This window comes from Pseudomonas sp. Pc102 (genome assembly GCF_018408275.1).
GTDB classification, from domain to species: domain Bacteria; phylum Pseudomonadota; class Gammaproteobacteria; order Pseudomonadales; family Pseudomonadaceae; genus Metapseudomonas; species Metapseudomonas tohonis.
Window position 1 is genome coordinate 1,887,935 of record NZ_AP021905.1, and the last position, 24,099, is coordinate 1,912,033.

27 protein-coding genes are annotated in these 24,099 nt (G+C 65.2%); 25 read left to right on the forward strand and 2 right to left on the reverse strand.

Features of this window, described 5'->3' with window-relative positions:
- Positions 1-34 precede the first annotated feature (34 nt).
- Genes PHLH3_RS08830 through murB form a run of 7 tightly spaced genes read left to right on the forward strand, consistent with a single transcriptional unit; the run spans position 35 to position 4,579 of the window.
- Entirely contained in the window at positions 35-670 is a 636-nt protein-coding gene (locus PHLH3_RS08830; RefSeq protein WP_173173797.1) for a MotA/TolQ/ExbB proton channel family protein, read from the forward strand.
- Positions 667-1,110 (forward strand): biopolymer transporter ExbD, encoded by a 444-nt coding sequence (locus tag PHLH3_RS08835; protein WP_173173799.1) that lies wholly within the window; start codon positions 667-669, stop codon positions 1,108-1,110. The genes PHLH3_RS08830 and PHLH3_RS08835 overlap by 4 nt, the downstream gene beginning before the upstream one ends.
- Positions 1,110-2,114 carry a tetraacyldisaccharide 4'-kinase gene (gene lpxK, locus PHLH3_RS08840; RefSeq protein WP_213628934.1) on the forward strand — a complete coding sequence of 335 codons (1,005 nt, stop codon included), beginning with the start codon at positions 1,110-1,112 and terminating at the stop codon, positions 2,112-2,114. The genes PHLH3_RS08835 and lpxK overlap by 1 nt, the downstream gene beginning before the upstream one ends.
- 41 nt (positions 2,115-2,155) lie before the next feature.
- Positions 2,156-2,341: a Trm112 family protein gene (locus PHLH3_RS08845; RefSeq protein ID WP_111262773.1), complete on the forward strand. Its 186-nt coding sequence runs from the start codon at positions 2,156-2,158 to the stop codon at positions 2,339-2,341.
- Positions 2,341-3,105: a 3-deoxy-manno-octulosonate cytidylyltransferase gene (kdsB, locus tag PHLH3_RS08850; protein WP_213628935.1), complete on the forward strand. Its 765-nt coding sequence runs from the start codon at positions 2,341-2,343 to the stop codon at positions 3,103-3,105. The genes PHLH3_RS08845 and kdsB overlap by 1 nt, the downstream gene beginning before the upstream one ends.
- Complete coding sequence (locus PHLH3_RS08855) at positions 3,105-3,563, forward strand: low molecular weight protein-tyrosine-phosphatase (protein ID WP_213628936.1); 459 nt, start codon at positions 3,105-3,107, stop codon at positions 3,561-3,563. Before kdsB ends, PHLH3_RS08855 begins: the two co-directional genes overlap by 1 nt.
- Complete coding sequence (murB, locus tag PHLH3_RS08860; RefSeq protein WP_213628937.1) at positions 3,560-4,579, forward strand: UDP-N-acetylmuramate dehydrogenase; 1,020 nt, start codon at positions 3,560-3,562, stop codon at positions 4,577-4,579. The genes PHLH3_RS08855 and murB overlap by 4 nt, the downstream gene beginning before the upstream one ends.
- A gap of 194 nt (positions 4,580-4,773) precedes the next feature.
- Here murB and rne read toward each other — a convergent pair whose 3' ends face one another.
- Positions 4,774-7,845 carry a ribonuclease E gene (gene rne, locus PHLH3_RS08865; protein ID WP_213628938.1) on the reverse strand — a complete coding sequence of 1,024 codons (3,072 nt, stop codon included), beginning with the start codon at positions 7,843-7,845 and terminating at the stop codon, positions 4,774-4,776.
- 569 nt (positions 7,846-8,414) lie between these two features.
- On the opposite strand from rne, the gene rluC reads away from it, so the two are divergent.
- From rluC to sppA, 3 genes are read left to right on the forward strand one after another with little or no spacing between them, the layout of a single operon-like run.
- Positions 8,415-9,368: a 23S rRNA pseudouridine(955/2504/2580) synthase RluC gene (gene rluC / locus PHLH3_RS08870; protein WP_173173811.1), complete on the forward strand. Its 954-nt coding sequence runs from the start codon at positions 8,415-8,417 to the stop codon at positions 9,366-9,368.
- Positions 9,361-10,056: an HAD-IA family hydrolase gene (locus PHLH3_RS08875; RefSeq protein WP_213628939.1), complete on the forward strand. Its 696-nt coding sequence runs from the start codon at positions 9,361-9,363 to the stop codon at positions 10,054-10,056. The genes rluC and PHLH3_RS08875 overlap by 8 nt, the downstream gene beginning before the upstream one ends.
- Entirely contained in the window at positions 10,046-11,029 is a 984-nt protein-coding gene (gene sppA, locus PHLH3_RS08880; RefSeq protein ID WP_213628940.1) for a signal peptide peptidase SppA, read from the forward strand. The genes PHLH3_RS08875 and sppA overlap by 11 nt, the downstream gene beginning before the upstream one ends.
- Positions 11,030-11,080: 51 nt before the next feature.
- On the opposite strand, the gene PHLH3_RS08885 is transcribed toward sppA, so the two are convergent.
- Entirely contained in the window at positions 11,081-11,659 is a 579-nt protein-coding gene (locus tag PHLH3_RS08885) for a nucleoside triphosphate pyrophosphatase (protein WP_173173817.1), read from the reverse strand.
- 107 nt (positions 11,660-11,766) lie between these two features.
- Here PHLH3_RS08885 and PHLH3_RS08890 point away from each other — a divergent pair, with 107 nt between their 5' ends.
- From PHLH3_RS08890 to PHLH3_RS08960, 15 genes are all read left to right on the forward strand, one after another.
- The gene (locus PHLH3_RS08890; protein ID WP_173173819.1) at positions 11,767-12,294 is read left to right on the forward strand and encodes a YceD family protein; all 528 of its coding nucleotides are present in this window, start codon (positions 11,767-11,769) and stop codon (positions 12,292-12,294) included.
- 13 nt (positions 12,295-12,307) lie between these two features.
- The gene (gene rpmF / locus PHLH3_RS08895; RefSeq protein WP_013791824.1) at positions 12,308-12,490 is read left to right on the forward strand and encodes a 50S ribosomal protein L32; all 183 of its coding nucleotides are present in this window, start codon (positions 12,308-12,310) and stop codon (positions 12,488-12,490) included.
- Positions 12,491-12,523: 33 nt separating this feature from the next.
- Positions 12,524-13,504 (forward strand): phosphate acyltransferase PlsX, encoded by a 981-nt coding sequence (gene plsX, locus PHLH3_RS08900; protein WP_213630470.1) that lies wholly within the window; start codon positions 12,524-12,526, stop codon positions 13,502-13,504.
- Positions 13,505-13,609: 105 nt separating this feature from the next.
- Complete coding sequence (fabD, locus tag PHLH3_RS08905; RefSeq protein ID WP_213628941.1) at positions 13,610-14,548, forward strand: ACP S-malonyltransferase; 939 nt, start codon at positions 13,610-13,612, stop codon at positions 14,546-14,548.
- 14 nt (positions 14,549-14,562) lie between these two features.
- On the forward strand, positions 14,563-15,306 hold the full coding sequence (fabG, locus tag PHLH3_RS08910) for a 3-oxoacyl-ACP reductase FabG (protein ID WP_111262429.1): 744 nt from the start codon (positions 14,563-14,565) through the stop codon (positions 15,304-15,306).
- Between the two features lie 187 nt (positions 15,307-15,493).
- Positions 15,494-15,730, forward strand: a complete 237-nt coding sequence (acpP, locus tag PHLH3_RS08915) for an acyl carrier protein (protein WP_016493661.1) — start codon at positions 15,494-15,496, stop codon at positions 15,728-15,730.
- Between the two features lie 102 nt (positions 15,731-15,832).
- On the forward strand, positions 15,833-17,077 hold the full coding sequence (gene fabF, locus PHLH3_RS08920) for a beta-ketoacyl-ACP synthase II (protein ID WP_213628942.1): 1,245 nt from the start codon (positions 15,833-15,835) through the stop codon (positions 17,075-17,077).
- Entirely contained in the window at positions 17,077-17,889 is an 813-nt protein-coding gene (gene pabC, locus PHLH3_RS08925) for an aminodeoxychorismate lyase (protein WP_213628943.1), read from the forward strand. The genes fabF and pabC overlap by 1 nt, the downstream gene beginning before the upstream one ends.
- 3 nt (positions 17,890-17,892) lie before the next feature.
- The gene (gene mltG, locus PHLH3_RS08930) at positions 17,893-18,948 is read left to right on the forward strand and encodes an endolytic transglycosylase MltG (RefSeq protein WP_213628944.1); all 1,056 of its coding nucleotides are present in this window, start codon (positions 17,893-17,895) and stop codon (positions 18,946-18,948) included.
- The gene (gene tmk / locus PHLH3_RS08935; protein ID WP_213628945.1) at positions 18,945-19,577 is read left to right on the forward strand and encodes a dTMP kinase; all 633 of its coding nucleotides are present in this window, start codon (positions 18,945-18,947) and stop codon (positions 19,575-19,577) included. Before mltG ends, tmk begins: the two co-directional genes overlap by 4 nt.
- Entirely contained in the window at positions 19,570-20,556 is a 987-nt protein-coding gene (locus PHLH3_RS08940; RefSeq protein ID WP_213628946.1) for a DNA polymerase III subunit delta', read from the forward strand. Before tmk ends, PHLH3_RS08940 begins: the two co-directional genes overlap by 8 nt.
- 35 nt (positions 20,557-20,591) lie before the next feature.
- On the forward strand, positions 20,592-20,948 hold the full coding sequence (locus PHLH3_RS08945) for a PilZ domain-containing protein (RefSeq protein WP_021217603.1): 357 nt from the start codon (positions 20,592-20,594) through the stop codon (positions 20,946-20,948).
- Positions 20,949-21,002: 54 nt separating this feature from the next.
- Positions 21,003-21,788, forward strand: a complete 786-nt coding sequence (locus PHLH3_RS08950; RefSeq protein ID WP_213628947.1) for a TatD family hydrolase — start codon at positions 21,003-21,005, stop codon at positions 21,786-21,788.
- Between the two features lie 557 nt (positions 21,789-22,345).
- Positions 22,346-22,984, forward strand: a complete 639-nt coding sequence (locus PHLH3_RS08955; RefSeq protein ID WP_021217601.1) for a TetR/AcrR family transcriptional regulator — start codon at positions 22,346-22,348, stop codon at positions 22,982-22,984.
- Positions 22,985-23,070: 86 nt separating this feature from the next.
- Positions 23,071-24,039: a radical SAM protein gene (locus PHLH3_RS08960; RefSeq protein WP_213628948.1), complete on the forward strand. Its 969-nt coding sequence runs from the start codon at positions 23,071-23,073 to the stop codon at positions 24,037-24,039.
- The last annotated feature ends 60 nt before the right edge of the window (positions 24,040-24,099 follow it).

Genomic DNA, 24,099 nt, shown 5'->3' on the forward strand with positions numbered 1-24,099 from the left:
AGTTGCGCCACTTTTTTCAAGGGGATTTGCCACCGTGTGGGAGCTGGTCAAAGCAGGCGGCTGGATGATGCTGCCTATCATTCTGAGTTCCATCGCAGCCACCGCCATCATTGTGGAGCGCCTGTGGACGCTCCGTGCCAATCGCATCGCACCGCCGCAATTGCTCGGCCAGGTGTGGCGCATGGTCAAGGACAAGCAGCTCAACGCGCAGAAGCTCAAGGAACTGCGTGCCTCGTCCCCGCTGGGCGAGATTCTCGCCGCCGGCCTGGCCAACTCCAAGCATGGTCGCGAGATCATGAAGGAGTGCATCGAGGAGGCTGCATCCCGCGTCATCCATGAGCTGGAGCGCTACCTCAATACCCTGGGCACCATCGCCGCCATGGGCCCGCTGCTGGGCCTTTTGGGTACCGTGTTCGGGATGATCGAGATCTTCAGCGGCTTCATGGACAACGGCATGGCGAACGCCCCGGCCCTGGCTGGCGGTATCGGCAAGGCGCTGATCACCACCGCGGCGGGCCTGATGGTCGCCATCCCCGCCGTGTTCTTCCACCGTTTCCTGCTGCGTCGTGTCGACGAGCTGGTGGTGGCCATGGAGCAGGAGGCGATCAAGCTGGTGGAAGTGACCCAGGGCGATCGTGAAGTGGACTTCGCAGAGGAAGCCAAAGCGTGAAGTTCCGTCGCCGGGCGGGCAACGTCGCCCGTGAGGAAGTCTTCCTCAACCTGACTTCGTTCATCGACGTGATCTTCGTGCTGCTGCTGTTCTTCGTGGTCACCACCACCTTCAGCCGCCCCAGCGAGTTGAAGATCGAATTGCCGGAAGCCGTCAGCGGCACGCCGGCCCAGGCCACCGAGGTGAAGACCCTGGAGCTGTCCATCAGTGCCGATGGCCAGTACGCGCTCAACGGCCAGGTGCTGGTGAAGAACGACCTGGCGACGCTGATGACGGCGCTGAGCAAGGAGTCCGGTGGTGACAACAGCCTGCCGATGATCATCAGCGCCGATGCCAAGACCACCCACCAGACGGTGATCACCGCCATGGATGCGGCCGGCAAGCTGGGCTTCAGCAAGCTGCGCATCACCACGGTCGAGGCCCAGCCGGAGAAGCCCTGATGGCCTTCTCCGATCGCCTGCTGGACGCCTGGTACCGGGGGCATCCTGCCCTGGTGCTGCTTCGCCCCCTGGAGGCGTTGTTCCGCCTCGTGGTGCGGCGCAAGCGGGAGGCCTTCCTCGCCGGTGCGGGCCCCATCTACCGTTCCCCGGTGCCGGTCATGGTGGTGGGCAACATCACCGTCGGCGGTACCGGCAAGACCCCCATGATTCTCTGGCTTATCGAGCACTGCCGCGGCCTCGGCCTGCGCGTAGGCGTGGTCAGCCGTGGCTACGGTGCCCACCCGCCGAGCCTGCCCTGGCGGGTGCGGGCGGAGCAGGGGGCCGATGTCGCCGGCGATGAGCCCCTGCTGATCGTGCAGCGCACGGGCGTGCCCCTGGTGATCGACCCCGATCGGGGCCGCGCCGTGGCGGCGTTGCTGGCCGAAGGCCCGCTGGACCTGGTACTCAGCGACGATGGCCTGCAGCACTATCGCCTGGCACGGGACATCGAACTGGTGCTGATCGACGCTGCCCGTGGCCTGGGCAACGGCCGCTGCCTGCCGGCCGGCCCCCTGCGCGAGCCGGCGCAGCGCCTCGAGACTGTCGACGCGGTGCTCTACAACGGCGCCGACGCCGGCCCCGGTGGTGCCTATGGCTTCCGCCTGCGGCCCAGCGCGTTGGTCAACCTGCTGAGTGGTGAGCGGGTCGGCCTCGAGCATTTCCCTCCTGGCCAGGCCCTCCACGCGGTCGCCGGCATCGGTAATCCGCAGCGTTTCTTCACCACGCTCGAGGCGCTAAACTGGCGCCCGATTCCGCATGCTTTCGCCGACCACGCCAGCTTCGGTGCCGCCGAACTGCAATTCAGCCCGGCACTGCCCCTGGTGATGACCGAGAAGGACGCGGTGAAATGCCGGGCCTTCGCCGCTGACGACTGGTGGTACCTGGCCGTCGATGCCGTGCCCACCGAGGGCTTCGTCGCCTGGCTCGACGCGCGCCTGGCACGCCTGGCCAGCGAACGCTCGTAACCCCATCAGCCACCCCTGAGGGTGGCCTCCAAGGACTCCCCATGGACACCAAACTGCTCGATATCCTCGCCTGCCCCCTGTGCAAGGGCGCGCTGAAGCTCGCCGACGACAAGAGCGAGCTGGTCTGCAAGGCCGATGCCCTGGCCTTCCCCGTCCGCGAAGGCATCCCGGTGATGCTGGAGAGCGAGGCGCGCACCCTCAACGTCGATGAACGGCTGGACAAGTGATGGGCCAGGCATTCACCGTCGTCATCCCCGCTCGCTACGCTTCCACGCGCCTGCCCGGCAAGCCGCTGCAGGACATCGGCGGCAAGCCGATGATCCAGCACGTCTGGGAACAGGCGCGACGCAGCTCGGCCGAGCGCGTGGTGGTGGCCACCGACGATCCGCGCATCGTCGAGGCCTGCAAGGCGTTCGGCGCCGATGTGGTGCTGACCCGTGTGGACCACAACTCCGGTACCGACCGCCTGGCTGAGGTCGCCACCCAGCTGGGGCTCGGTGACGATGCCATCGTGGTCAACGTACAGGGCGACGAGCCGCTGATCCCGCCGTCGATCATCGATCAGGTGGCAGCCAACCTGGCCGCCCATCCCGAGGCCGGCATCGCGACCCTGGCCGAGCCGATCCATGAGGTTGAGGCGTTGTTCAACCCCAACGTGGTCAAGGTGTCGACCGACACCCAGGGGCTGGCCCTGACGTTCAGTCGCGCACCGCTACCCTGGGCCCGCGATGCCTTCGCCCAAGGGCGCGATGCACTGCCCGAAGGGGTGCCTTACCGCCGGCATATCGGCATCTATGCCTACCGCGTGCGGTTTCTCCACGACTTCGTCGCGTGGGGGCCGTGCTGGTTGGAGGACACCGAGTGCCTGGAGCAGCTTCGCGCGCTCTGGCACGGCGTGCGTATCCACGTGGCCGATGCAGTCGAGGCGCCGGCCGCCGGGGTCGACACCGCTGAAGACCTGGAGCGGGTCCGCCGCTTGCTGGGGGCCTGATGAAGGTCCTGTTCGTCTGCCTCGGCAACATCTGCCGCTCGCCCACCGCCGAGGGCGTGCTGCGTCACAAGCTGAGCGAGGCGGGCCTGGATGAGCGGGTGGAGGTCGACTCCGCCGGCACCGGCGACTGGCATGTCGGCAAGGCGCCGGACATGCGCACCCGCCAGGCAGCCCAGCGCCGTGGCTATGACCTTTCCCTGCTACGCGCGCGCCAGGTGAGCGTGGACGATTTCGCCCGTTTCGACCTGGTTCTGGCGATGGACCACAGCAACCTGCGGGACCTCAAGGGGCTGCGTCGCGGCGGCAGCGAGCCGGACCTGTTCCTGCGTCGCTACGGCCTGGTGCCCGAAGAGGTTCCGGATCCCTACTACGGGGGCGAGGAGGGTTTCGAAGAGGTGCTGGACCTGATCGAGCAGGCCTGTGACGGGCTGGTCGCCGAGATACGGGGGCGCCTATGAGCCTGGTCGTTTCCGAGAATGTCTCCCTCAAGCCTTTCAACACCTTTGGCATCGATGTCCGGGCGCGGCTGTTCGCCGAAGCCCGTGACGAGGCTGACGTGCGCGAGGCGCTGGCTCTGGCGGCGGAGCGTGGCGTACCGCTGCAGGTGTTCGGCGGCGGCAGCAACTTGCTGCTGACCCGGGATGTCGACGCGCTGGTGCTGCGCATGGCCAGCCGTGGCGTACGCCTCCTGGCTGACGATGGCGATTCGGTGGTGGTCGAGGCGGAGGCCGGGGAGGCCTGGCACCCCTTCGTGCTCTGGACGCTGGAGCAGGGCCTGGTGGGGCTGGAGAACCTCAGCCTGATTCCCGGTACGGTCGGCGCGGCGCCGATGCAGAACATCGGTGCCTATGGGGTGGAGATCAAGGATGTGTTCGCCGGGTTGACCGCGCTGGACCGCCAGACCGGCGAGCTGCGTGAGTTTGCCCTGAAGGAATGCGCCTTCGCCTACCGGGACAGCCTGTTCAAGCGTGAAGCGGGCCGCTGGCTGATCCTGCGTGTACGCTTCCGCTTGAGCCGCAATGCGCGCCTGCACCTGGACTACGGCCCGGTACGCCAGCGCTTGCAGGACCAGGGCGTGGACGCCCCGACGGCGCTGGATGTGAGCCGTGCCATCTGTTCCATTCGCAGCGAGAAGCTGCCCGACCCGGCGCAACTGGGCAATGCCGGCAGCTTCTTCAAGAACCCGCTGGTTTCCGCAGCGCTGGCCGAACGGTTGCGTGGCGAGCACGTGGATCTGGTGGCCTATCCCCAGGGGGACGGGCAGGTGAAGCTGGCGGCGGGCTGGTTGATCGAGCGCGCGGGCTGGAAGGGCTTCCGGGACGGCGATGCGGGCGTCCACCGTTTGCAGGCGTTGGTGCTGGTCAACTACGGTGCTGCCACTGGCCAGCAACTGTGGACGCTGGCGCAGCGCATCCAGGCTGATATCGCCGAGCGCTTCGGCGTGGCACTGGAGATGGAGCCGAACCTGCTCTGAGGCTGGCTGCATGGCGATGAAAGGGATGCTTCGGCATCCCTTTTTTTATTGGCCTGCGGGAGGGCAGGGTGCCGCTCCGTGGCCTATGCCTGGCCAGCAGTCGTGATTTTCGTCGCGTAGATCGGGGGCTGGATACTTTTCCGACCCAAAGAAAAAGGGATGCCGAAGCATCCCTTTTTCATTCAGGCAGGGCCTCAGACGGTCGGCTTGGACTCGTCCTTGGCTTCTTCCTCTTCCTTCGCCGCTTCAGCAACGGCTTCGTCGGTGGCGCTGCTGGCCTGGGTCACTTCGACCTTCGGCTCTTCAGCGACTTCCGGGGCTTCCACGCTGGCTTCGACGGCAGGCTCGACCTGGGCTTCAGCCACCGGCTCCTGCTCAGCGGCGACTTCGACCACGACCGGGGCGTCTTCTTCAACCACCGGGGCTGCTACGGCCGGAGCGGCAGCGGCTTCACGTGCCAGGCGCTCGGCTTCCTGCTGGCGACGACGCACTTCACGAGGATCGTTCGGTGCGCGGCCACCGGCGCTGACCGGTGCGGCGGCGGGAGCGGGGACCGGCTCGGCTTCAACCGGGGCTTCGACCGGGGCCGGAGCCTCGACTTCCGCGACGGTTTCGGCAGCCGGTACGACGTCTACCGGGGCTTCGACGGCGACGGTTTCGACGGTCGGTTCGGCAACCACGACGGACGCTTCGCTTTCGATAACGGCCGGGGCGCTGGTCTCGACCACTGTGGCCGGCTCCTGCTCCTGGGCGATGGTTTCGGCTACGGATGCGGCAGCAGGCGCTTCGCTGGTGGCATTCTCGACCGGGGTCGGTTCGCTGCTGGCTTGGCCTTCGGCCTGCTCGGCGATGACGCTGGCCGCGACGGCGGTCACGGCGACGGCGGCGGGAGCGCTGCCTTCGACAGTGGCCTCTTCGCTGCCTTCCACGCCTTCTTCGCCTTCGACTTCACGCTGGCGCTCGCGGCGGTTGCTGCGACGACGCTGGCCACGGGAGCGACGACGAGGACGTTCGCCATCGGCGCCTTCCTGATCATCATCCAGCAGCTCTTCGTTGTTCAGCAGTTCTTCTTCGCTGGGCTCGGCAGCCTGCTCGGCGCGCGGTGCGCGCTCTTCACGGGGCTGGCGCTCCTCGCGCGGCGGACGCTCGCCACGTTCGCGGCGGTTTTCCTGGCCTTCGCGGGGTTCACGTGGCTCGCGCGGCTCACGAGCTTCGCGAGGTGCACGCTCTTCACGCGGCTGGCGCTCCTCGCGAGGCTCACGCGGTGCGCGCTCTTCACGGGGCTCACGCTGCTCACGGGCTTCGCGAGGCTGGCGGTCTTCACGCGGTTGACGCTCTTCGCGCGGCGGACGCTCGCCACGTTCACGGCGGTTTTCCTGGCCTTCGCGAGGCTCACGCGGCTCGCGGGCTTCGCGAGGCTGGCGCTCTTCACGCGGCTTGCGCTCTTCGCGACCTTCACGGCCGTCACGACGGCGGTTCTGCTGACGACCGTTACGGCGCTCCTCGGTGCGGGCGGTGCGCTCGCTGGAGGTGCTCTTCTCGGTGGTGGCGGGTTGGGCTTCTTCCTTGCCGGCGAACAGGCCTACCAGCGACTTCACCAGGCCCTTGAACAGGCTCGGTTCGGCCGCGGCGACAGCGGCGGTCGGCGGAGCCATCGGGGCTGGTGCAGGGCGCTCGGGGGCGACGGTCTTCACCGCGGCTTCCTGGCGCACCAGGGTGCGGGTGGCGGCGGCCGGCTGGTGATCCTCGGTTTCGGTCGGAGTCATCTCGTAGCTGGACTGGCCGTTCATCACTTCCGGGCTGTCATCGCGCAGGCGCTGCACTTCGAAGTGCGGCGTCTCCAGATGGTCGTTCGGCAGGATGACGATGCGGGCGCGGGTACGCAGCTCGATCTTGGTGATGCTGTTGCGTTTCTCGTTGAGGAGGAAGGCGGCAACCGGGATCGGCACCTGGGCGCGAACTTCCGCGGTGCGGTCCTTCAGGGCCTCTTCCTCGATCAGGCGCAGGATCGCCAGCGACAGGGACTCGACGTCACGGATGATGCCCTGGCCGTTGCAACGGGGGCAGACGATGCCGCTGCTCTCGCCGAGGGACGGGCGCAGGCGCTGGCGGGACATTTCCAGCAGGCCGAAGCGGGAGATGCGACCGACCTGGACGCGGGCGCGGTCGGCTTCCAGGGCTTCGCGGACCTTCTCTTCCACGGCGCGCTGGTTCTTGGCCGGGGTCATGTCGATGAAGTCGATGACGATCAGGCCGCCGATATCGCGCAGGCGCAGCTGGCGGGCGATTTCCTCGGCCGCTTCCAGGTTGGTCTGCAGGGCGGTTTCTTCGATGTCACCGCCTTTGGTCGCACGCGCCGAGTTGATGTCGATGGACACCAGGGCTTCGGTCGGGTCGATGACGATGGAGCCGCCGGACGGCAGCTTCACTTCGCGCTGGAAGGCGGTTTCGATCTGGCTTTCGATCTGGAAGCGGTTGAACAGCGGAACGCTGTCCTGATAGAGCTTGATCTTGTTCTGGTACTGCGGCATCACCTGGCGGATGAAGCTCAGGGCTTCTTCCTGGGCTTCCACGCTGTCGACCAGTACTTCACCGATGTCCTGGCGCAGGTAGTCACGGATGGCGCGGATGATGACGTTGCTTTCCTGGTAGATCAGGAACGGTGCGCCGCGCTCGCCGGAGGCTTCCTTGATGGCGCTCCACAGCTGCAGCAGGTAGTCCAGGTCCCACTGCAGCTCTTCGCTGGAGCGGCCCAGGCCGGCGGTACGTACGATCAGGCCCATGTCGGCCGGGGCGTTCAGGCCGTTCAGGGCTTCACGCAGTTCGTTGCGCTCTTCGCCCTCGATGCGGCGGGAGATGCCACCGGCACGCGGGTTGTTCGGCATCAGCACCAGGTAGCGGCCGGCGAGGCTGATGAAGGTGGTCAGGGCTGCGCCCTTGTTGCCACGCTCTTCCTTCTCGACCTGGACGATGACTTCCTGGCCTTCGTTGAGCACGTCCTTGATGTTGACGCGCCCCTCGGGGGACTTCTTAAAGTATTCGCGGGAGATTTCTTTCAGCGGCAGGAAGCCGTGACGATCGGCGCCGAAGTCGACGAATGCGGCCTCGAGGCTGGGCTCGATGCGGGTGATGCGGCCTTTGTAGATGTTGGCCTTTTTCTGTTCACGGGCGCCCGACTCGATATCCAGGTCGTACAGGCGTTGGCCGTCGACCAGGGCAACACGCAACTCTTCGGGCTGAGTTGCGTTAATCAGCATTCTTTTCATGTAGTACCGTCGGTTTCCGGGGCTGCCGGAAACGGCGATCAGCACACACGACTCTCGCGGTCGGTGTCAGGTGCGCGTCAGGAGCGGCATGCCACTCCCGTGTCCAGCGACATCCAGGCCAGTAGGGCCGGGGTCGCGACGACGTCTCCTGCTTGCTGTTGTCGTAACAGAAGCACGTTGTCAGGAGGAGGAATCAGCCATCGGTAGCGGACGAGATAAAGCGTCTTGATTGAAGCGTTTGCTACGCAGTCCGACGGTTGTGCATCTCCACCCTACACTTGTCCCTTGAAAATCGGGTGCCGCTCGCAGAATCCGTAGCGGGTTGCATTTACCGCGACTGCCCCTAGGGGATTGTCGCGCGTCATGGCTCAAGGCGTTTTTCTCTGGATATTCGCGCTCTGTGCGGCGAGATATTCTGAAGGACGGCCTGACGTCCTGAATGGGTTGCACGTGGCTGGGATGGCAGTTTTGGCGATCATCCGGGGCACGGCCGCTTTTGGCGGCGTTCGCGACTATAGCAGTAATCATTAAGTGCTTCAATTCCATAAAAAATTGTTATGATGCCCGCCATGACTACTCCTCCCTCCCCAACCTCCAGCGTTCAGCTGCTTGAGGTTGCGCCGGAATATGCCGGCCAGCGAATCGATAATTTCCTGCGCACACAGCTCAAGGGTGTTCCCAAGACGCTGGTCTACCGCATCCTTCGCAAGGGTGAGGTGCGGGTGAACAAGGGGCGGATCAAGCCCGAGTACAAGCTCCAGGCCGGTGACATCGTTCGCGTGCCGCCCTTGCGGCTGGCCGAGCGTGACGAGGCGGCGCCCGTGGCGCAGGGCATGCTCGAGCGCCTGGAGGCGGCAATCGTCTACGAGGACAAGGGCCTGATCGTGCTCAACAAGCCGGCCGGTATCGCCGTGCACGGCGGCAGCGGGTTGAGCTTCGGTGTGATCGAGGCGTTCCGCCAGTTGCGTCCTGATGCCAAGGAGCTGGAGCTGGTGCATCGGCTGGACCGGGATACCTCCGGCCTTCTGATGATCGCCAAGAAGCGCAGCATGCTCCGCCATCTCCATGAGGCCCTGCGCGGCGATGGCGTGGACAAGCGCTATATGGCGCTGGTCCGTGGCAGTTGGCCGACCTCGAAGAAGAAGGTCAGTGCGCCGCTGTTGAAGAACAACCTGCGCTCCGGCGAGCGCATGGTCGAGGTCAATGACGAGGGCAAGGAGGCGCTGACCGAATTCCGTGTGCTGCGCCGCTTCGGCGAGTTCGCCACGTTGGTCGAGGCGAGCCCCATCACCGGGCGGACCCACCAGATCCGCGTGCACACCCGTCACGCTGGCCATGCCATCGCGGGTGATCCCAAGTACGGTGACGAGGACTTTTCCCGTGAGATCCGTGAGCTGGGCGGCAAGCGCCTTTTCCTGCATGCCTACGCGCTGTCGCTGGTGTTGCCGGATGGCACGCCGCTGCAGGTCGAGGCGCCGGTAGATGACATGTGGGAGAAGACCCTGGAGCGCCTCGGTGCCTGACTATCGTCTGCTGGTATTCGATTGGGACGGCACGCTGGTGGATTCCATTTCGCGCATCGTCGAGTCCCTGCAGGTCGCTGCCGAGGCTTGCGGATTGCCGCAACTGGACGAGTCGGCCCTGAAAGGCATCATTGGCCTCGGCTTGCCCGAGGCGATTCGCGTGCTTTATCCCGAGGTCGACGACCCGGTGGCGGTCCAGCGCTATCGGGAGGTCTATGGAGCCCATTACAACCGGCTGGAGGCTCAGCCTTCCGCGTTGTTCCCGGGTGTGCTGGAGGCTCTCGAAGGCTTTCGGGGTGAGGGGTACCTGCTGGCGGTTGCTACCGGCAAGACCCGGCGCGGCCTGGATCATGTGCTGGCCGGTCGTGGCTGGCTCGATTATTTCGATATCACCCGTTGCGCGGACGAGACCGCGAGCAAGCCGGATCCGCGCATGCTGCACGAGATTCTCCAGCATTGCCGTGTGGAGGCCGGGCAGGCGCTGATGGTCGGTGACTCGCCCTTCGATCTGCGGATGGCTCACCGGGCGGGGATGGATTCCGTGGCGGTGGGGTACGGCGCCCAGTCCCTGGATGCACTGTGCGGCGAGTCGCCGCGATTGGCGATCGAGCATTTCGATGAATTGCGTCACTGGCTCGCTGGTGGTGCGAACACACACACTATGAAGGTGGATCTGCATGTCGGATGAATGGAAGGCTTCGACGCCTGCGGGCGGTGGCGATGACAAGAGCTGGAAGCTGCTGGAAAAGGCCGTGCTGGCGGGTGTGCAGGAGCAGCGTCGCTCGCGTCGCTGGGGCATATTCTTCAAGGTCCTGACCTTCCTCTATCTGTTCGTGGCGCTGGCGCTCTTTTCGCCGCTTTTCGATCTGCAGAAGACTGCGGCGCGAGGTGAGAGTCACACGGCGCTGGTCGAAGTGAAGGGCATGATTGCCGATGACGAGGCTGCCAGCGCCGACAACATCGTCGGCAGCCTGCGCGCTGCCTTCGAAGATCCGAAGACCAAGGGCATCGTCCTGCGCATCAACAGCCCGGGCGGTAGCCCGGTGCAGTCCGGCTATATCTACGACGAGATCCGGCGGCTGCGCGGGGAGCACGCGGACATCAAGGTCTATGCGGTGATCACTGACCTGGGGGCCTCTGGCGCCTATTACATCGCCAGCGCCGCCGATGAGATCTATGCCGACAAGGCCAGTCTGGTCGGTTCCATCGGTGTTACTGCCGCGAGCTTCGGTTTCGTCGACCTGATGGGCAAGCTGGGTGTCGAACGTCGCGTCTACACCTCGGGTGAGCACAAGGCCTTTCTCGATCCCTTCCAGCCTCAGAAGGCCGAGGAGACCCAGTTCTGGCAGGGTGTACTCGATACCACTCACAAGCAGTTCATCGAGAGCGTGAAGAAAGGTCGTGGTGATCGCCTGAAGGTCGAGGGGCATCCGGAGCTGTTCAGTGGCCTGGTCTGGTCCGGAGAGCAGGCTCTCGAGCTGGGCTTGGTGGATAAGTTGGGTAGCACCAGCTTCGTTGCGCGCGAAGTGATCGGTGAAAAGGAGATCGTCGACTACACCAAGCAGGAGACGCCCTTCGACCGCTTCGCCAAGCGGCTCGGCGCCAGCGTGGCGGAGCGCCTGGCGCTATGGATGGGTTTCCAGGGGGCGAGCCTGCGCTGACCCATCGCTGCCTTATATAAGGAAGAGCCCGGCCCGTGCCGGGCTTTTTCGTCAGGGTAGCGCCAGGCCTTCTTCGAGCAGCATGTCCACCAGGCGGATCAGTGGCAGGCCCACCAGGCTGGTGGCGTCCTCTCCCTGGGTGGAGCGGAACAGGCTTACGCCCAGTCCTTCGGCCTTGAAGCTGCCGGCGCAGTCGTAGGGCTCTTCGGCATGGAGGTAGCGCTCGATGGTCGCTTCGTTCAGGGGGCGGAAGTTCACCGTGAAGGGCACGCAATCCACTTGGCAGCGGCCACTGCGGGTGTTCAGCAGGGCGAGGCCGGTGAGGAAGGTGACGCTGGTGCCGCTGGCGGCCAGCAGCTGGCTGCGGGCGCGCTCGAACTCCAGGGGCTTGCCGAGTATCTGCTCGCCGAGGACGGCTACCTGGTCGGAGCCGATGATCAGGTGCTGGGGATGCAGGTCGGCCAGGGCGCGAGCTTTTTCTTCGGCCAGGCGGCGGACCAGCTGCTCCGCTGTTTCGTGGGGGTGGCGGGTTTCATCGATGGCCGGCGCGCTCCATGCGAAGGGCAGGCGAAGGCGTTCAAGAAGCTCGCGACGGTACGGCGAGCTGGATGCGAGCACCAGAGGTGGCATGCTGATCTCCCAGTCAGGAAGCGGAAATTCTATAGCTCTAGCCGCATGGCGGACAGGGCGGAATTTGTTTTGACAGGTGCTGGGTGCATCCCTAGAATGTCGCGCCTATGTTGAATGGGCCGATTCCACCTCACGTCGATCCGCGCAAGATGGCTGATCGCGGTGTAACCCTCCAGGGCGAGCTGCAACTCTCCAGTCTTGAGCGTCTCTGCGACCCGCTTGCCGATGATGCAGGCATCGTACGCACGAAACTCGTTTTCGGGCGCGACGAGCGCAGGACTGCGATTATTCGCAGTGAAATCGATGTCGAGGTCAAGATGGTGTGCCAGCGTTGTCTGGAGCTGGTCGTGCTGCCGATCCACAGCGAATGCACGTACGCCGTGGTGAAGGAAGGCGCGGACAGCGAGTCACTGCCCAAGGGCTATGACGTGCTGGAAGTGGGTGAGGATCCCCTGGATCTTCTGACTCTGGTCGAGGATGAGCTCTTGCTCGCCTTGCCCATTGTTCCGGCCCATGACCCTGAAGATTGCCAGCAGCCGGAGGGGCTTGATGAGCCCGAGCCGAGTGAGAACGAGGTGACGCGGTCCAACCCGTTCAGTGTACTGGCGCAGTTAAAGCGTGACCCAAACGTTTAGGAGTTAATTGATTATGGCTGTTCAGCAGAACAAAAAATCCCGCTCTGCCCGCGACATGCGTCGTTCCCACGATGCCCTCGAGGCCAACGCCCTGTCCGTCGAGAAGAGCACCGGTGAAGTACACCTGCGTCACCACGTATCCCCGGAAGGCGTATACCGTGGTCGCAAAGTGATCGACAAGGGCGCTGACGAGTAATCCTTGTCCGCTCCGATCATCGCGATTGACGCAATGGGCGGGGACTTCGGTCCCCGTTGCATTGTTCCGGCCAGCATCGCCTGTCTGGCTGAGTTCCCCTCGCTCCATCTCATTCTTGTCGGCCAAGCCCCTCTGCTCGAAGAGCTGATCGCCCGTGAAAACGGTGTCGATCGTCAGCGGCTTTCCGTCGAGCATGCATCCGAAGTCGTCGGCATGGACGAGCGCCCATCCCAGGCGCTGCGCGGCAAGCCCGATTCCTCCATGCGCATCGCCCTCGATCTGGTCCGTGCCGGTCGTGCCCAGGCCTGCGTCAGCGCCGGCAATACCGGTGCGCTGATGGCGCTTTCCCGCTACATGCTCAAGACCCTGCCGGGCATCGATCGCCCTGCGATGGTCAGTGCCGTGCCTACGGCCAAGGGGCATTGCCACCTGCTGGATCTCGGCGCCAACGTCGATTGCAGTGCCGAGCACCTCTATCAGTTCGCCGTCATGGGCTCGGTCGCGGCCGAAGCACTCGGGGTGTCGCGCCCACGTATCGCGTTGCTCAACGTCGGCACCGAGGACATCAAGGGCAATCAGCAGGTCAAGCTGGCGTCCAGCCTGCTGCAGCAGGCCGAGGGCCTGAACTACATCGGCTATATAGAAGGCGACGGTCTGTACCGTGGCGAGGCCGATGTGGTGGTATGCGACGGTTTCGTCGGCAACATCCTGCTCAAGTCCAGCGAAGGCCTGGCGTCGATGATCTCCGCCCGTATCGAGGCGCTGTTCACCGACAGCCTGGGCTCGCGCATGGTCGGCGCCCTGGCGCTGCCGTTGCTGCGCCGCTTGCAGGGTGACCTCGCGCCTGCCCGGCATAATGGCGCGAGCTTCCTCGGCCTGCAGGGCATCGTGGTCAAGAGCCACGGCGCCGCTGGCTCGGACGGCTTCCAGAGCGCCATCCGCCGTGCGCTCATAGAGATCCGCGAGAATCTTCCCCAGCGCCTGCACGGGCGTCTCGAGGATCTGTTGCTCTAGGATGTGACCGCCGTCTGCGGCCTGTCATCCAACTGTCAGTTCCTTGCGCTTGGCTATGCCCGGCGCTCCTGTACTCCGATCAAGGCAAACAAGGGAATAGTTCCGATGTCCGCATCCCTCGCATTCGTTTTTCCCGGCCAGGGCTCACAGTCCCTGGGCATGCTGGCCGAGCATGGTGCTTCGCAGAAGCTGGTCCTGGATACCTTCGCCGAAGCCTCCGAAGCCCTGGGCTACGACCTCTGGGCCCTGGTCCAGCAGGGGCCGGAAGAAAGCCTGAACCAGACCGACAAGACCCAGCCTGCCATCCTCACCGCCTCCATTGCGCTCTGGCGCCTGTGGCTGGCCGAGGGGGGCGCCCGTCCGGCCTATGTCGCCGGTCACAGCCTGGGTGAGTACTCGGCGCTGGTCGCCGCCGGCAGCCTGGGCTTCGCCGATGCGGTGAAGCTGGTCGAGCGCCGCGGCCAACTGATGCAGCAAGCCGTTCCGGCAGGGCAGGGCGGCATGGCCGCCATCCTCGGCCTGGAAGATGCCGACGTACTCGCCGCTTGCGCCGAAGCCGCGCAGGGTGATGTGGTCAGCGCGGTCAATTTCAACGCCCCCGGCCAGGTTGTGATCGCCGGTAGCGCCGTCGCCGTCGAGCGTGCCATCGAAGCCTGCAAGGCCCGTGGTGCCAAGCGCGCCATGGCGCTGCCGGTCAGCGTGCCCTCCCATTGCGCACTGATGCGCCCGGCTGCCGAACGCTTCGCCGAGTCGGTCGAGGCCATCGCCTGGCAGGCGCCGCAGATCCCGCTGGTGCAGAACGTCAGCGCCGCTGTCGTGGCTGACCTAGGCGTCCTCAAGGGCGACCTGCTGGCCCAGCTTTACAGCCCCGTTCGCTGGGTCGAGTCCATGGTCCGCCTGTCGGAGCAGGGCGTGACCGAGTTGGTCGAGTGCGGCCCCGGCAAGGTTCTTTCCGGCCTGAACAAGCGCTGCGTGAAGGGCATCGGTACGCACAATCTGGATACCCCCGACGCTTTCGCAGCCGCCCGCGCTGCGTTGGCCTGAGCAAGGAGAAGACTATGAGTCTGCAAGGTAAGGTCGCCCTGGTCACCGGTGCGAGCCGTGGCATCGGTCAGGCCATCGCGCTGGAACTGGGTCGCCTGGGTGCCGTCGTCATCGGCACCGCCACCACACCGAGCGGTGCCGAGCGCATCGCCGAATACCTCAAGGAAAACGGCGTCCAAGGCGCCGGCCTGGTGCTCGATGTCAGCAATGACGAGTCCGTCGCCAGCACCCTCGAACACATCCAGCAGCACCTCGGCCAGCCGCTGATCCTGGTGAACAACGCCGGCATCACCCGCGACAACCTGATGCTGCGCATGAAGGACGACGAGTGGTTCGACGTCATCAACACCAACCTCAACAGCCTGTATCGCCTGTCCAAGGCCGTGCTGCGCGGCATGACCAAGGCGCGCTGGGGTCGCATCATCAACATCGGCTCGGTGGTGGGCGCCATGGGCAATGCCGGGCAGGTGAACTACGCCGCCGCCAAGGCCGGCCTGGAAGGCTTCGGCCGCGCACTGGCCCGTGAAGTCGGCTCCCGCGCCATCACCGTGAACTCGGTGGCGCCCGGTTTCATCGATACCGACATGACCCGCGAGCTGCCGGAAGCCCAGCGCGATGCACTGCTGGGGCAGATTCCGCTGGGTCGCCTGGGACAGGCCGAGGAGATCGCCAAGGTGGTCGCATTCCTCGCTTCCGATAGCGCATCCTACGTGACCGGGGCTACTATCCCTGTGAACGGCGGCATGTACATGAGCTGAATGTGACGATTCCCTTCAGGAAACTGTCATAGGAGCTGTCTAAAATCCGGTACATAAGTGCAATTGGGTTATGGACGGGTCCAGACGGGGCCTGGAGGGGTTGGCATCCCGCTTGAAATGCGGAAAACCCTTTCTATACACTGCAGCCCAAGCTGCACGGATTTTTCCATAGGAGTGAAAACAAGGTATGAGCACCATCGAAGAACGCGTCAAGAAAATCGTCGCCGAGCAACTGGGCGTTAAAGAAGACGAAGTAACCAACAGCGCTTCCTTCGTCGAAGACCTGGGCGCCGACTCCCTTGACACCGTTGAGCTGGTGATGGCTCTGGAAGAGGAATTCGAGACCGAGATCCCGGACGAGCAAGCTGAGAAGATCACCACTGTTCAGGAAGCCATCGATTACATCAACGCGCACGCGCAATAAGTAATCGTCGATTCCCGACTCGGAAAAGCCGCACGACCGTCAGGTCGTGCGGCTTTTCTTTAAGTGTCATCCAACCGCCGTGTAGAAATTGAGGAGAGCACAGTGTCGCGTAGACGCGTCGTGATCACTGGCCTTGGCATGCTGTCGCCGCTGGGCACCAACGTCCCGGACAGCTGGCAGGGCATTCTGGCTGGCCGCAGTGGCATCGGCCTGATCGAGCATATGGACCTTTCCGCCTACTCCACCCGCTTCGGTGGTTCGGTGAAGGGCTTCGATGTCGAGCAGTACCTGTCCGCCAAGGAAGCTCGCAAGCTCGACCTGTTCATCCAGTACGGCCTCGCTGCCAGCTTCCAGGCTGTGCGTGACTCCGGTCTGGAAGTCACCGACGCCAATCGTGAGCGCATCGGTGTGGCCATGGGCTCCGGTATCGGCGGCCTGACCAATATCGAGAACAACTGCAAATCCTTGATCGAGCAGGGGCCGCGGCGTATTTCGCCTTTCTTCGTTCCCGGTTCGATCATCAACATGGTGTCCGGCTTCCTGTCGATCCACCTGGGGCTGCAGGGGCCGAACTACGCCATCGCCACCGCCTGCACCACCGGCACCCACTGCATCGGCATGGCCGCACGCAACATCGCCTATGGCGAGGCCGACGTGATGATCGCCGGCGGTTCCGAGATGGCGGCCTGTGGGCTCGGCCTGGGTGGCTTCGGTGCCGCGCGGGCGTTGTCCACGCGCAACGATGACCCTGCCGCCGCCAGTCGCCCCTGGGATCGTGGTCGTGATGGCTTCGTGCTTTCCGACGGCGCCGGTGCGCTGGTCCTCGAGGAGCTGGAGCACGCCAAGGCCCGCGGCGCCACCATCTATGCCGAGCTGGTCGGCTTCGGCATGAGCGGCGACGCCTTCCACATGACCTCGCCGCCGGACGATGGTGCCGGTGCCGCGCGCTGCATGCGCAATGCCCTGCGCGATGCCGGCCTGAACGGTGACCAGGTGCAGTACATCAATGCCCATGGCACCTCCACGCCGGCCGGCGACAAGGCGGAAGCCGCAGCGGTCAAGAGCGTGTTCGGCGACCATGCCTACAAGGTCGCGGTGAGCTCCACCAAGTCCATGACCGGCCACCTGCTGGGCGCCGCCGGTGCCGTCGAGGCGATCTTCAGCGTGCTGGCGATCCGCGACCAGACGGCACCGCCGACCATCAACCTGGATGACCCGGACGATGGTTGCGACCTGGACTTCGTGCCTCACGAAGCCCGTTCCATGCCCATCGACGTGGTCCTGTCCAACTCCTTCGGTTTCGGTGGCACCAACGGTTCCCTGGTGTTCCGCCGGTTCGCCGATTGATGCTGGCCTGGGTCGACGGCCTGCCGGCCGGGTCGCTGTCCCTCAAGGATCGCGGCCTGGCCTACGGCGATGGGCTGTTCGAGACCATCGCCGTGCGCGGTGGTCGACCCGGGCTGCTGGAGCGTCACCTCGCGCGCCTTGCCGAAGGTGCGCGCCGACTGTCCCTCGAACTCGACCTGCACCTCGTGCGTGAAGAGCTGCTGGCGTTCTGCGCCCAGCAGGGCGAGGGCGTCACCAAGCTCATGGTGACCCGTGGCGACGGCCTGCGCGGCTATGCACCGCCCACCACGCCGCCCCGGCGCATCCTCATGGGCAGCGCCTATCCCGCTTATCCCGAAACCAACGCCCGGCAAGGCGTCGAACTGTTCCCCTGCGCCACGCGCCTGGCCGAGCAGCCCCTGCTTGCGGGCCTCAAGCACCTCAACCGCCTGGAGCAGGTGCTGGCCCGAGCGGAATGGCAGGATGCTCGCTTCGCCGAAGGGCTGATGCGCGACGTATCCGGTCGGGTCATCGAAGGGGTGTTCAGCAACCTCTTCCTGGCCAGTGGCGGCGTATTGATCACCGCCGATCTCGCGCGCAGCGGCGTGGCCGGCGTGATGCGTGCCGAACTGCTGGAGCAGGCCGCAGCCCAGGGCATCGCCACGCGCGTATGCGATATCGAGTACGAGGAACTGCTGGGAGCCGACGAAGTCTTCCTCTGCAACAGCCTCTACGGCGTCTGGCCCGTGCGCACCTTCGCCGGGCACGACTGGTCGGTCGGGCCGCTCACCCGTAAACTGCAGGCCCTTGCCCGCGCCCTACTGGATTGCTGATTCGTGATACGCAAATTGCTCGTGCTGCTGCACAGTGGCCTGATCCTCGGCGGCCTGGTGTTCGCCTATGCCGGTTGGCAGCAGCGTGAAGCCCTCAAGCAGCCGCTCGTCCTCACCGGGGAGCAATTGCTCGACGTGCCGGCCGGGTCCACCCCCGGTGGCCTGCTCAACCGGCTGGAAGAGGAGGGCGTGATCCAGGATGCGTTCTGGTTGCGCCAGTATTGGCGCTTCAACCTCGCGGGTCAGTCGCTGCACAGCGGCGAATACCGCATGGCCCCAGGGATGGATGCAGCTCAACTGCTGGGCCTCTGGCAGCGTGCCGAAGTGGTGCAATACAGCCTGACGCTGGTGGAGGGCTGGAACTTCCGTCAACTGCGTGCGGCCCTGGCCAAGCAGCCCAAGCTGGAGCAGACCCTGGCGGATGCCAGCGATGCCGAGCTGATGAAGCGGCTCGGCCTGGAGGGGCAGCACCCCGAGGGGCGTTTCTTCCCCGACACCTATCGCTACGTGCGCGGCATGCGTGACATCGACCTGCTCAAGCAGGCCCACCAGCGTCTCGAACAGGTGCTGGAGAGCGAGTGGGCGAAGCGGGCGGACGACCTGCCCTACGCCGACCCCTACCAGGCGCTGATCATGGCTTCGATGGTGGAGAAGGAGACCGGCGTGCCCAGCGAGCGCGGCCAGATCGCCGGTGTCTTCGTGCGTCGCCTGAAGCTCGGCATGCTGCTGCAGACCGACCCCACGGTGATCTACGGCCTGGGCGAGCGCTACGCCGGCAAGATCACCCGTGCCCACCTGCGTGAATCCACGCCCTACAACACCTATGTGATCGCCGGCATGCCGCCGACCCCCATCGCCATGGTCGGTCGCGAGGCGATCCACGCCGCCTTGCACCCGGTGGATGGCAAGAGCCTCTACTTCGTGGCCCGAGGCGACGGCAGCCACGTGTTTTCCGAATCGCTCGCCGACCACAACCAGGCGGTGCGTGAATACCAGTTGAAGCGGCGCGCGGACTATCGCTCCAGCCCCGCTCCCATCACCAACAAGGACACCCCGTGAGCGGTCTGTTCATCACGCTCGAAGGTCCCGAAGGGGCCGGCAAGAGCACCAATCGCGACTTCCTCGCCGAGCGCCTGCGCGGCCACGGCATCGACGTGCTGCTGACCCGCGAGCCGGGTGGCACTCCGTTGGCCGAGCGCATCCGTGAACTGCTCCTGGCACCCAGCGATGAAGCCATGGCCGCCGATACCGAGCTGCTGCTGATGTTCGCTGCCCGTGCCCAGCACATCGCCGGGGTGATCCGCCCGGCGCTTGCCCGGGGCCAGGTGGTGCTTTGCGACCGTTTCACCGATGCCACCTACGCCTACCAGGGCGGAGGGCGGGGGTTGCCCGTCGAGCGCATCGCATTGCTGGAGAACTTCGTCCAGGGCGAGCTGCGTCCCGACCTGACCCTGGTCTTCGACCTGCCCGTGGACGTCGGCCTCAGCCGTGCCGCCGCGCGCGGTCGCCTGGACCGCTTCGAGCAGGAAGACCGCAGTTTCTTCGAGGCCGTGCGGCAGACCTACCTGCAGCGGGCCGCCGCAGCACCCGAGCGCTACCGTGTGCTGGATGCCGCCGCCCCGCTGGCCGACGTCCAGCAGACCCTCGAAGCCCTGCTGCCCGAACTGCTGGAGCGTTGCCGTGGCTGAAGCCTATCCCTGGCAGGAATCGCTCTGGCAGCACCTCGCCGGTCGTCCGCGTCATGCCCACGCCTACCTGCTGCATGGCCCGGCCGGCATCGGCAAGCGCGCCCTTGCCGAGCGCCTGATGGCGCGTCTCCTGTGCCAGAAGCCCGACGGCCTCGATGCCTGCGGCCAGTGCAAGTCCTGCTACCTGCTGGCCGCCGGGACCCACCCGGACAACTTCGTGCTGGAGCCGGAAGAAGCGGACAAGGCGATCAAGGTCGACCAGGTCCGCGAACTGGTCGAGTTCGTGGTGCAGACCGCGCAACTCGGCGGGCGCAAGGTCGTCCTGCTCGAGCCCGCCGAAGCGATGAACCTGAACTCCGCCAACGCCCTGCTCAAGAGCCTGGAAGAGCCTTCCGGCGACACCGTGCTGCTGCTCATCAGCCACCAGCCCAGCCGGCTGCTGCCGACCATCAAGAGCCGCTGCGTGCAGCAGGCCTGCCCATTGCCGGGCGAGGCCGACAGCCTGGCCTGGCTGGCGAAGGCGCTGCCGGATGCCGACGAACAGGTCCGCCGCGACCTGCTGGTGCTTGCCGGCGGCTCGCCGCTCACCGCCCAGCGCCTGCACGGCCAGGCGGTGCTGGAGCAGCGCGCCCAGGTGGTGGACGGGGTGAAGAAACTGATCAAGCAGCAGGTGGGGGCGAGCCAGCTCGCCGAAGGCTGGAACGCCGTGCCGCTGATCCTGCTGTTCGACTGGTTCTGCGATTGGGCGCAACTGATGCTGCGCTACCAGCTGACGCGTGATGAAGAAGGCCTGGGCATGGCCGACATGCGCAAGGTCGTCCAGTACCTCGCCGACAAGGCACCCCAGCACAAGGTGCTGGGGTTCCAGGACTGGTTGCTGCAGCAGCGGCAGAAGGTCCTGGGCAAGGCCAACCTCAACCGTGTCTTGCTTCTCGAAGCCTTGCTGGTGCAGTGGGCAAGCCTGCCCGGACCGGGCTAGAATCCACCGCTGAGCCAGCTAGCCAGGAAAGCCGCATGAGCCTGCCACCCAATCTGGGCCCGCGTAACGGGATCCTGTCCTTGACCATCAAGGACAAGTCCGTGCTGTATGCCGCCTATATGCCCTTCATCAAGAACGGCGGCCTGTTCATCCCGACGAACAAGAGCTACAAGCTCGGCGACGAAGTGTTCATGCTCCTCAACCTCATGGACGAGCAGGAAAAGATCCCGGTGGCCGGCAAGGTCGTCTGGATCACCCCCAAGGGGGCCCAGGGCAACCGTGCCGCCGGCATCGGCGTGCAGTTCAACGACGGCGACACCGGTGCACGCAACAAGATCGAGACCTACCTCGCCGGTGCCCTCAAGTCGGACCGCCCCACCCACACCATGTAACGCCGCGCCGGCCCATCGTGGCCGGCGCCTCCTGACGTCCAAGTGATCCGAACCATGCTGGTCGATTCCCACTGCCATCTCGATCGCCTCGATCTCGCCGCTCATGGCGGTTCCCTCGATGCGGCGCTCGAGGCTGCCCGTGCCCGCGGTGTCGGGCAGTTCCTCTGCATCGGCGTCAGCGCCGACAACGCCGCCGCGGTCAAGGACCTGGCCAGCCGCTATGCCGACGTGCATTGCTCCGTCGGCGTGCACCCGCTGGACCTGGCTCCCGGCGAAGCCCCGGCCCTGGATTGGCTGCTGGGTGAGCTCGACCACCCCCGCGTTGCCGCCATCGGCGAGACCGGCCTCGACTACCACTACGAGCCCGAGGCCGCCGAGTTGCAACAACAGGCCTTCCGCCTGCACCTCGAAGCCGCCCGCATCACCGGCAAGCCGGTGGTCGTGCACACCCGCGAGGCGCGCGCCGATACCCTGGCGCTGCTGCGCGAGGCAGCGCTGCCCCAGGCGGGCGTGCTGCACTGTTTCACCGAGGATTGGGAAATGGCCAAGGCGGCCCTGGACATCGGCTTCTATATCTCGCTGTCCGGCATCGTCACCTTCCGCAACGCCGAAGCGCTGCGCGAGGTCGCCCGGCAGGTGCCGGCCGACCGCCTGCTGGTCGAGACCGACTCGCCCTACCTGGCCCCCATTCCGCATCGAGGCAAGCCCAACCTGCCCGAGTACGTGCGGGAGGTCGCCGAGTTCCTCGCACAGCTGCGTGGGGTGGAGTTCGAGCGCTTCGCCGAGCAGACCACCGCCAACTTCCGGCGCCTGTTCCCCTTGGCGCGCCTGGCGGGTTGAAACTCGCGGGCAAAAAAAACCCGGGTTCTGGGGGATGAATCCGGGTCAAGACCATTAGGAGTAAAACAAAGGTACGCGATCCTCGGTACCTTGACTGGTGGGGCACTTGGGGGGAGATGCCGCACGCCAGTCATTTGAGTATTGGTCAATATCCTCTAGCGTCCAGATGCGATTGCTCGTTTTTTAAACAGATTTGGAATACGCGCAAGGCGTCTGAGTCCTCAAGCGTCTGCCGACTGGGCTTGTGCCTGCCGGTGACGGCTACGCCCCTTCCTGACCGGGCTGCGCTCAATGGTCGCACCCCGAATCCACGCGCTGGCGTGCGTCATCTTTGTGCAGAAGGGGTGGCGTTGCGATCCGAAAGCCTACTGCGTGTGCGCTTCGCGTTCATCGGTATGACCGCTGCAAGCCATCTGGTTCGCGGTTTCCAGGGCCTTCGAGCATGCCCTGAAACATGTCGAACCCATCTGGCAATAGGCTCATAGTCGGATGTTCCGTGCATTTTGGCGCTAATTAGGCATAATACGCGGCTTGATTTTTGACCCTACAGTCCCTTTATGCAGAAAGAACCCCGTAAAGTCCGTGAGTTCCGCCGTCGTGAGCAGGAAATCCTCGACACCGCCCTGAAACTGTTCCTGGAGCAGGGTGAAGACAGCGTCACCGTCGAGATGATCGCCGACGCGGTGGGCATCGGCAAAGGCACCATCTACAAGCACTTCAAGTCGAAGGCGGAGATCTACCTGCGCCTGATGCTCGATTACGAGCGTGACCTGAACGAGCTGCTGCATTCGGCGGATGTGGACCGTGACAAGGAAGCGCTGTCGCGCGCTTACTTCGAATTCCGCATGCGTGACCCGCAGCGCTACCGCCTGTTCGACCGCCTGGAAGAGAAGGTTGTGAAGAACAGCCAGGTGCCCGAGATGGTCGAGCAACTGCACAAGATCCGTGCTTCCAACTTCGAGCGCCTGACCCAACTGATCAAGGGCCGCATCGCCGAAGGCAAGCTGGAAGACGTCCCGCCGTATTTCCACTACTGCGCGGCCTGGGCCCTGGTGCATGGCGCCGTGGCGCTCTACCACTCGCCGTTCTGGAGCAACGTCCTCGAGGACCAGGAAGGCTTCTTCCAGTTCCTGATGGACATCGGCGTGCGCATGGGCAACAAGCGCAAGCGCGAGAATGACGCCCCATCGGGCTGAGTGATCGCGCCCAGCCGGATGGCAAATGCATGGGACTGGCGATGGGGCGGCGATATACTTCGCCCCATTCCCCGTCGGAGCGTCCCATGATCGTCGACCGCCAAGGCAGGCGCTTCCGCAACCTGCGCATCAGCCTGACCGCCGCCTGCAACTACGCCTGCACCTACTGCGTGCCCAACGGCAAGCGCCTGGTCGCGGCACAGGACGAGCTTTCTGCCGAGGCCATGGTTCGCGGCGTCTCCTACCTGATGGAGGCCGCCGGCATCGAGCGCCTGCGCATCACCGGCGGCGAGCCGCTGGTGAGCCCCAAGCTCGATCACTTCCTTCGCGGCGTCAGCGGCCTCGGCCTCGATGACATCAGCCTCACCACCAACGGCCAACTGCTCTCGCGCAAGCTGCCGCTGCTGGTCGATTGCGGCATCCGCCGCCTCAACGTTTCCCTCGACACCCTGGATGCCGACGCCTTCCGGGGTATCGCCCGTGGCGGTGACCTGAAGACCGTGCTGCAGGGGCTCGCCGAGGCCCGGGCGGCGGGGCTGAAGATCAAGCTCAACATGGTGCCCCTGCGTGGCCAGAACCTGGACCAGGTCATGCCGTTGCTGGAGTACTGCCTGGAGAACGGCTTCGAGCTGCGCTTCATCGAGCTGATGCGCATGGGTCACCTGGCTCGCGATGGCGTCGGCTTCCAGCAGCAGTTCATCGGCCTGGACGAGCTGCTCCAGTTGATCGGCGAGCGTCACGAGTTCGTCCAGGCCGAAGCGCCGGTGGACGCCACCGCGCTGCGCTATGCGATTCCCGGGCTGGGGTATTTCGGCATTATCGCCAACGAGAGCGTGCCGTTCTGCCGCACCTGCTCGCGCCTGCGCCTGTCCTCCACCGGCTGGCTCCACGGCTGCCTGTCATCGAGCAACCGTCACTACGTCGGCGACCTGCTGGACAAGCCTCGCCACCAGGCCCTTCCGGGCCTGCAGCGGCTGCTGGTCAAGGCTCTGGCGGACAAGCAGGACATCGCCTTCTCCGGCGGCGTCACCGTCATGAAGATCATCGGCGGCTGAACGCCCGTCCCTCCCGTACCGATAAACGCAGCTCGGGCGATCCAGGTCGCGAGCTCGCGC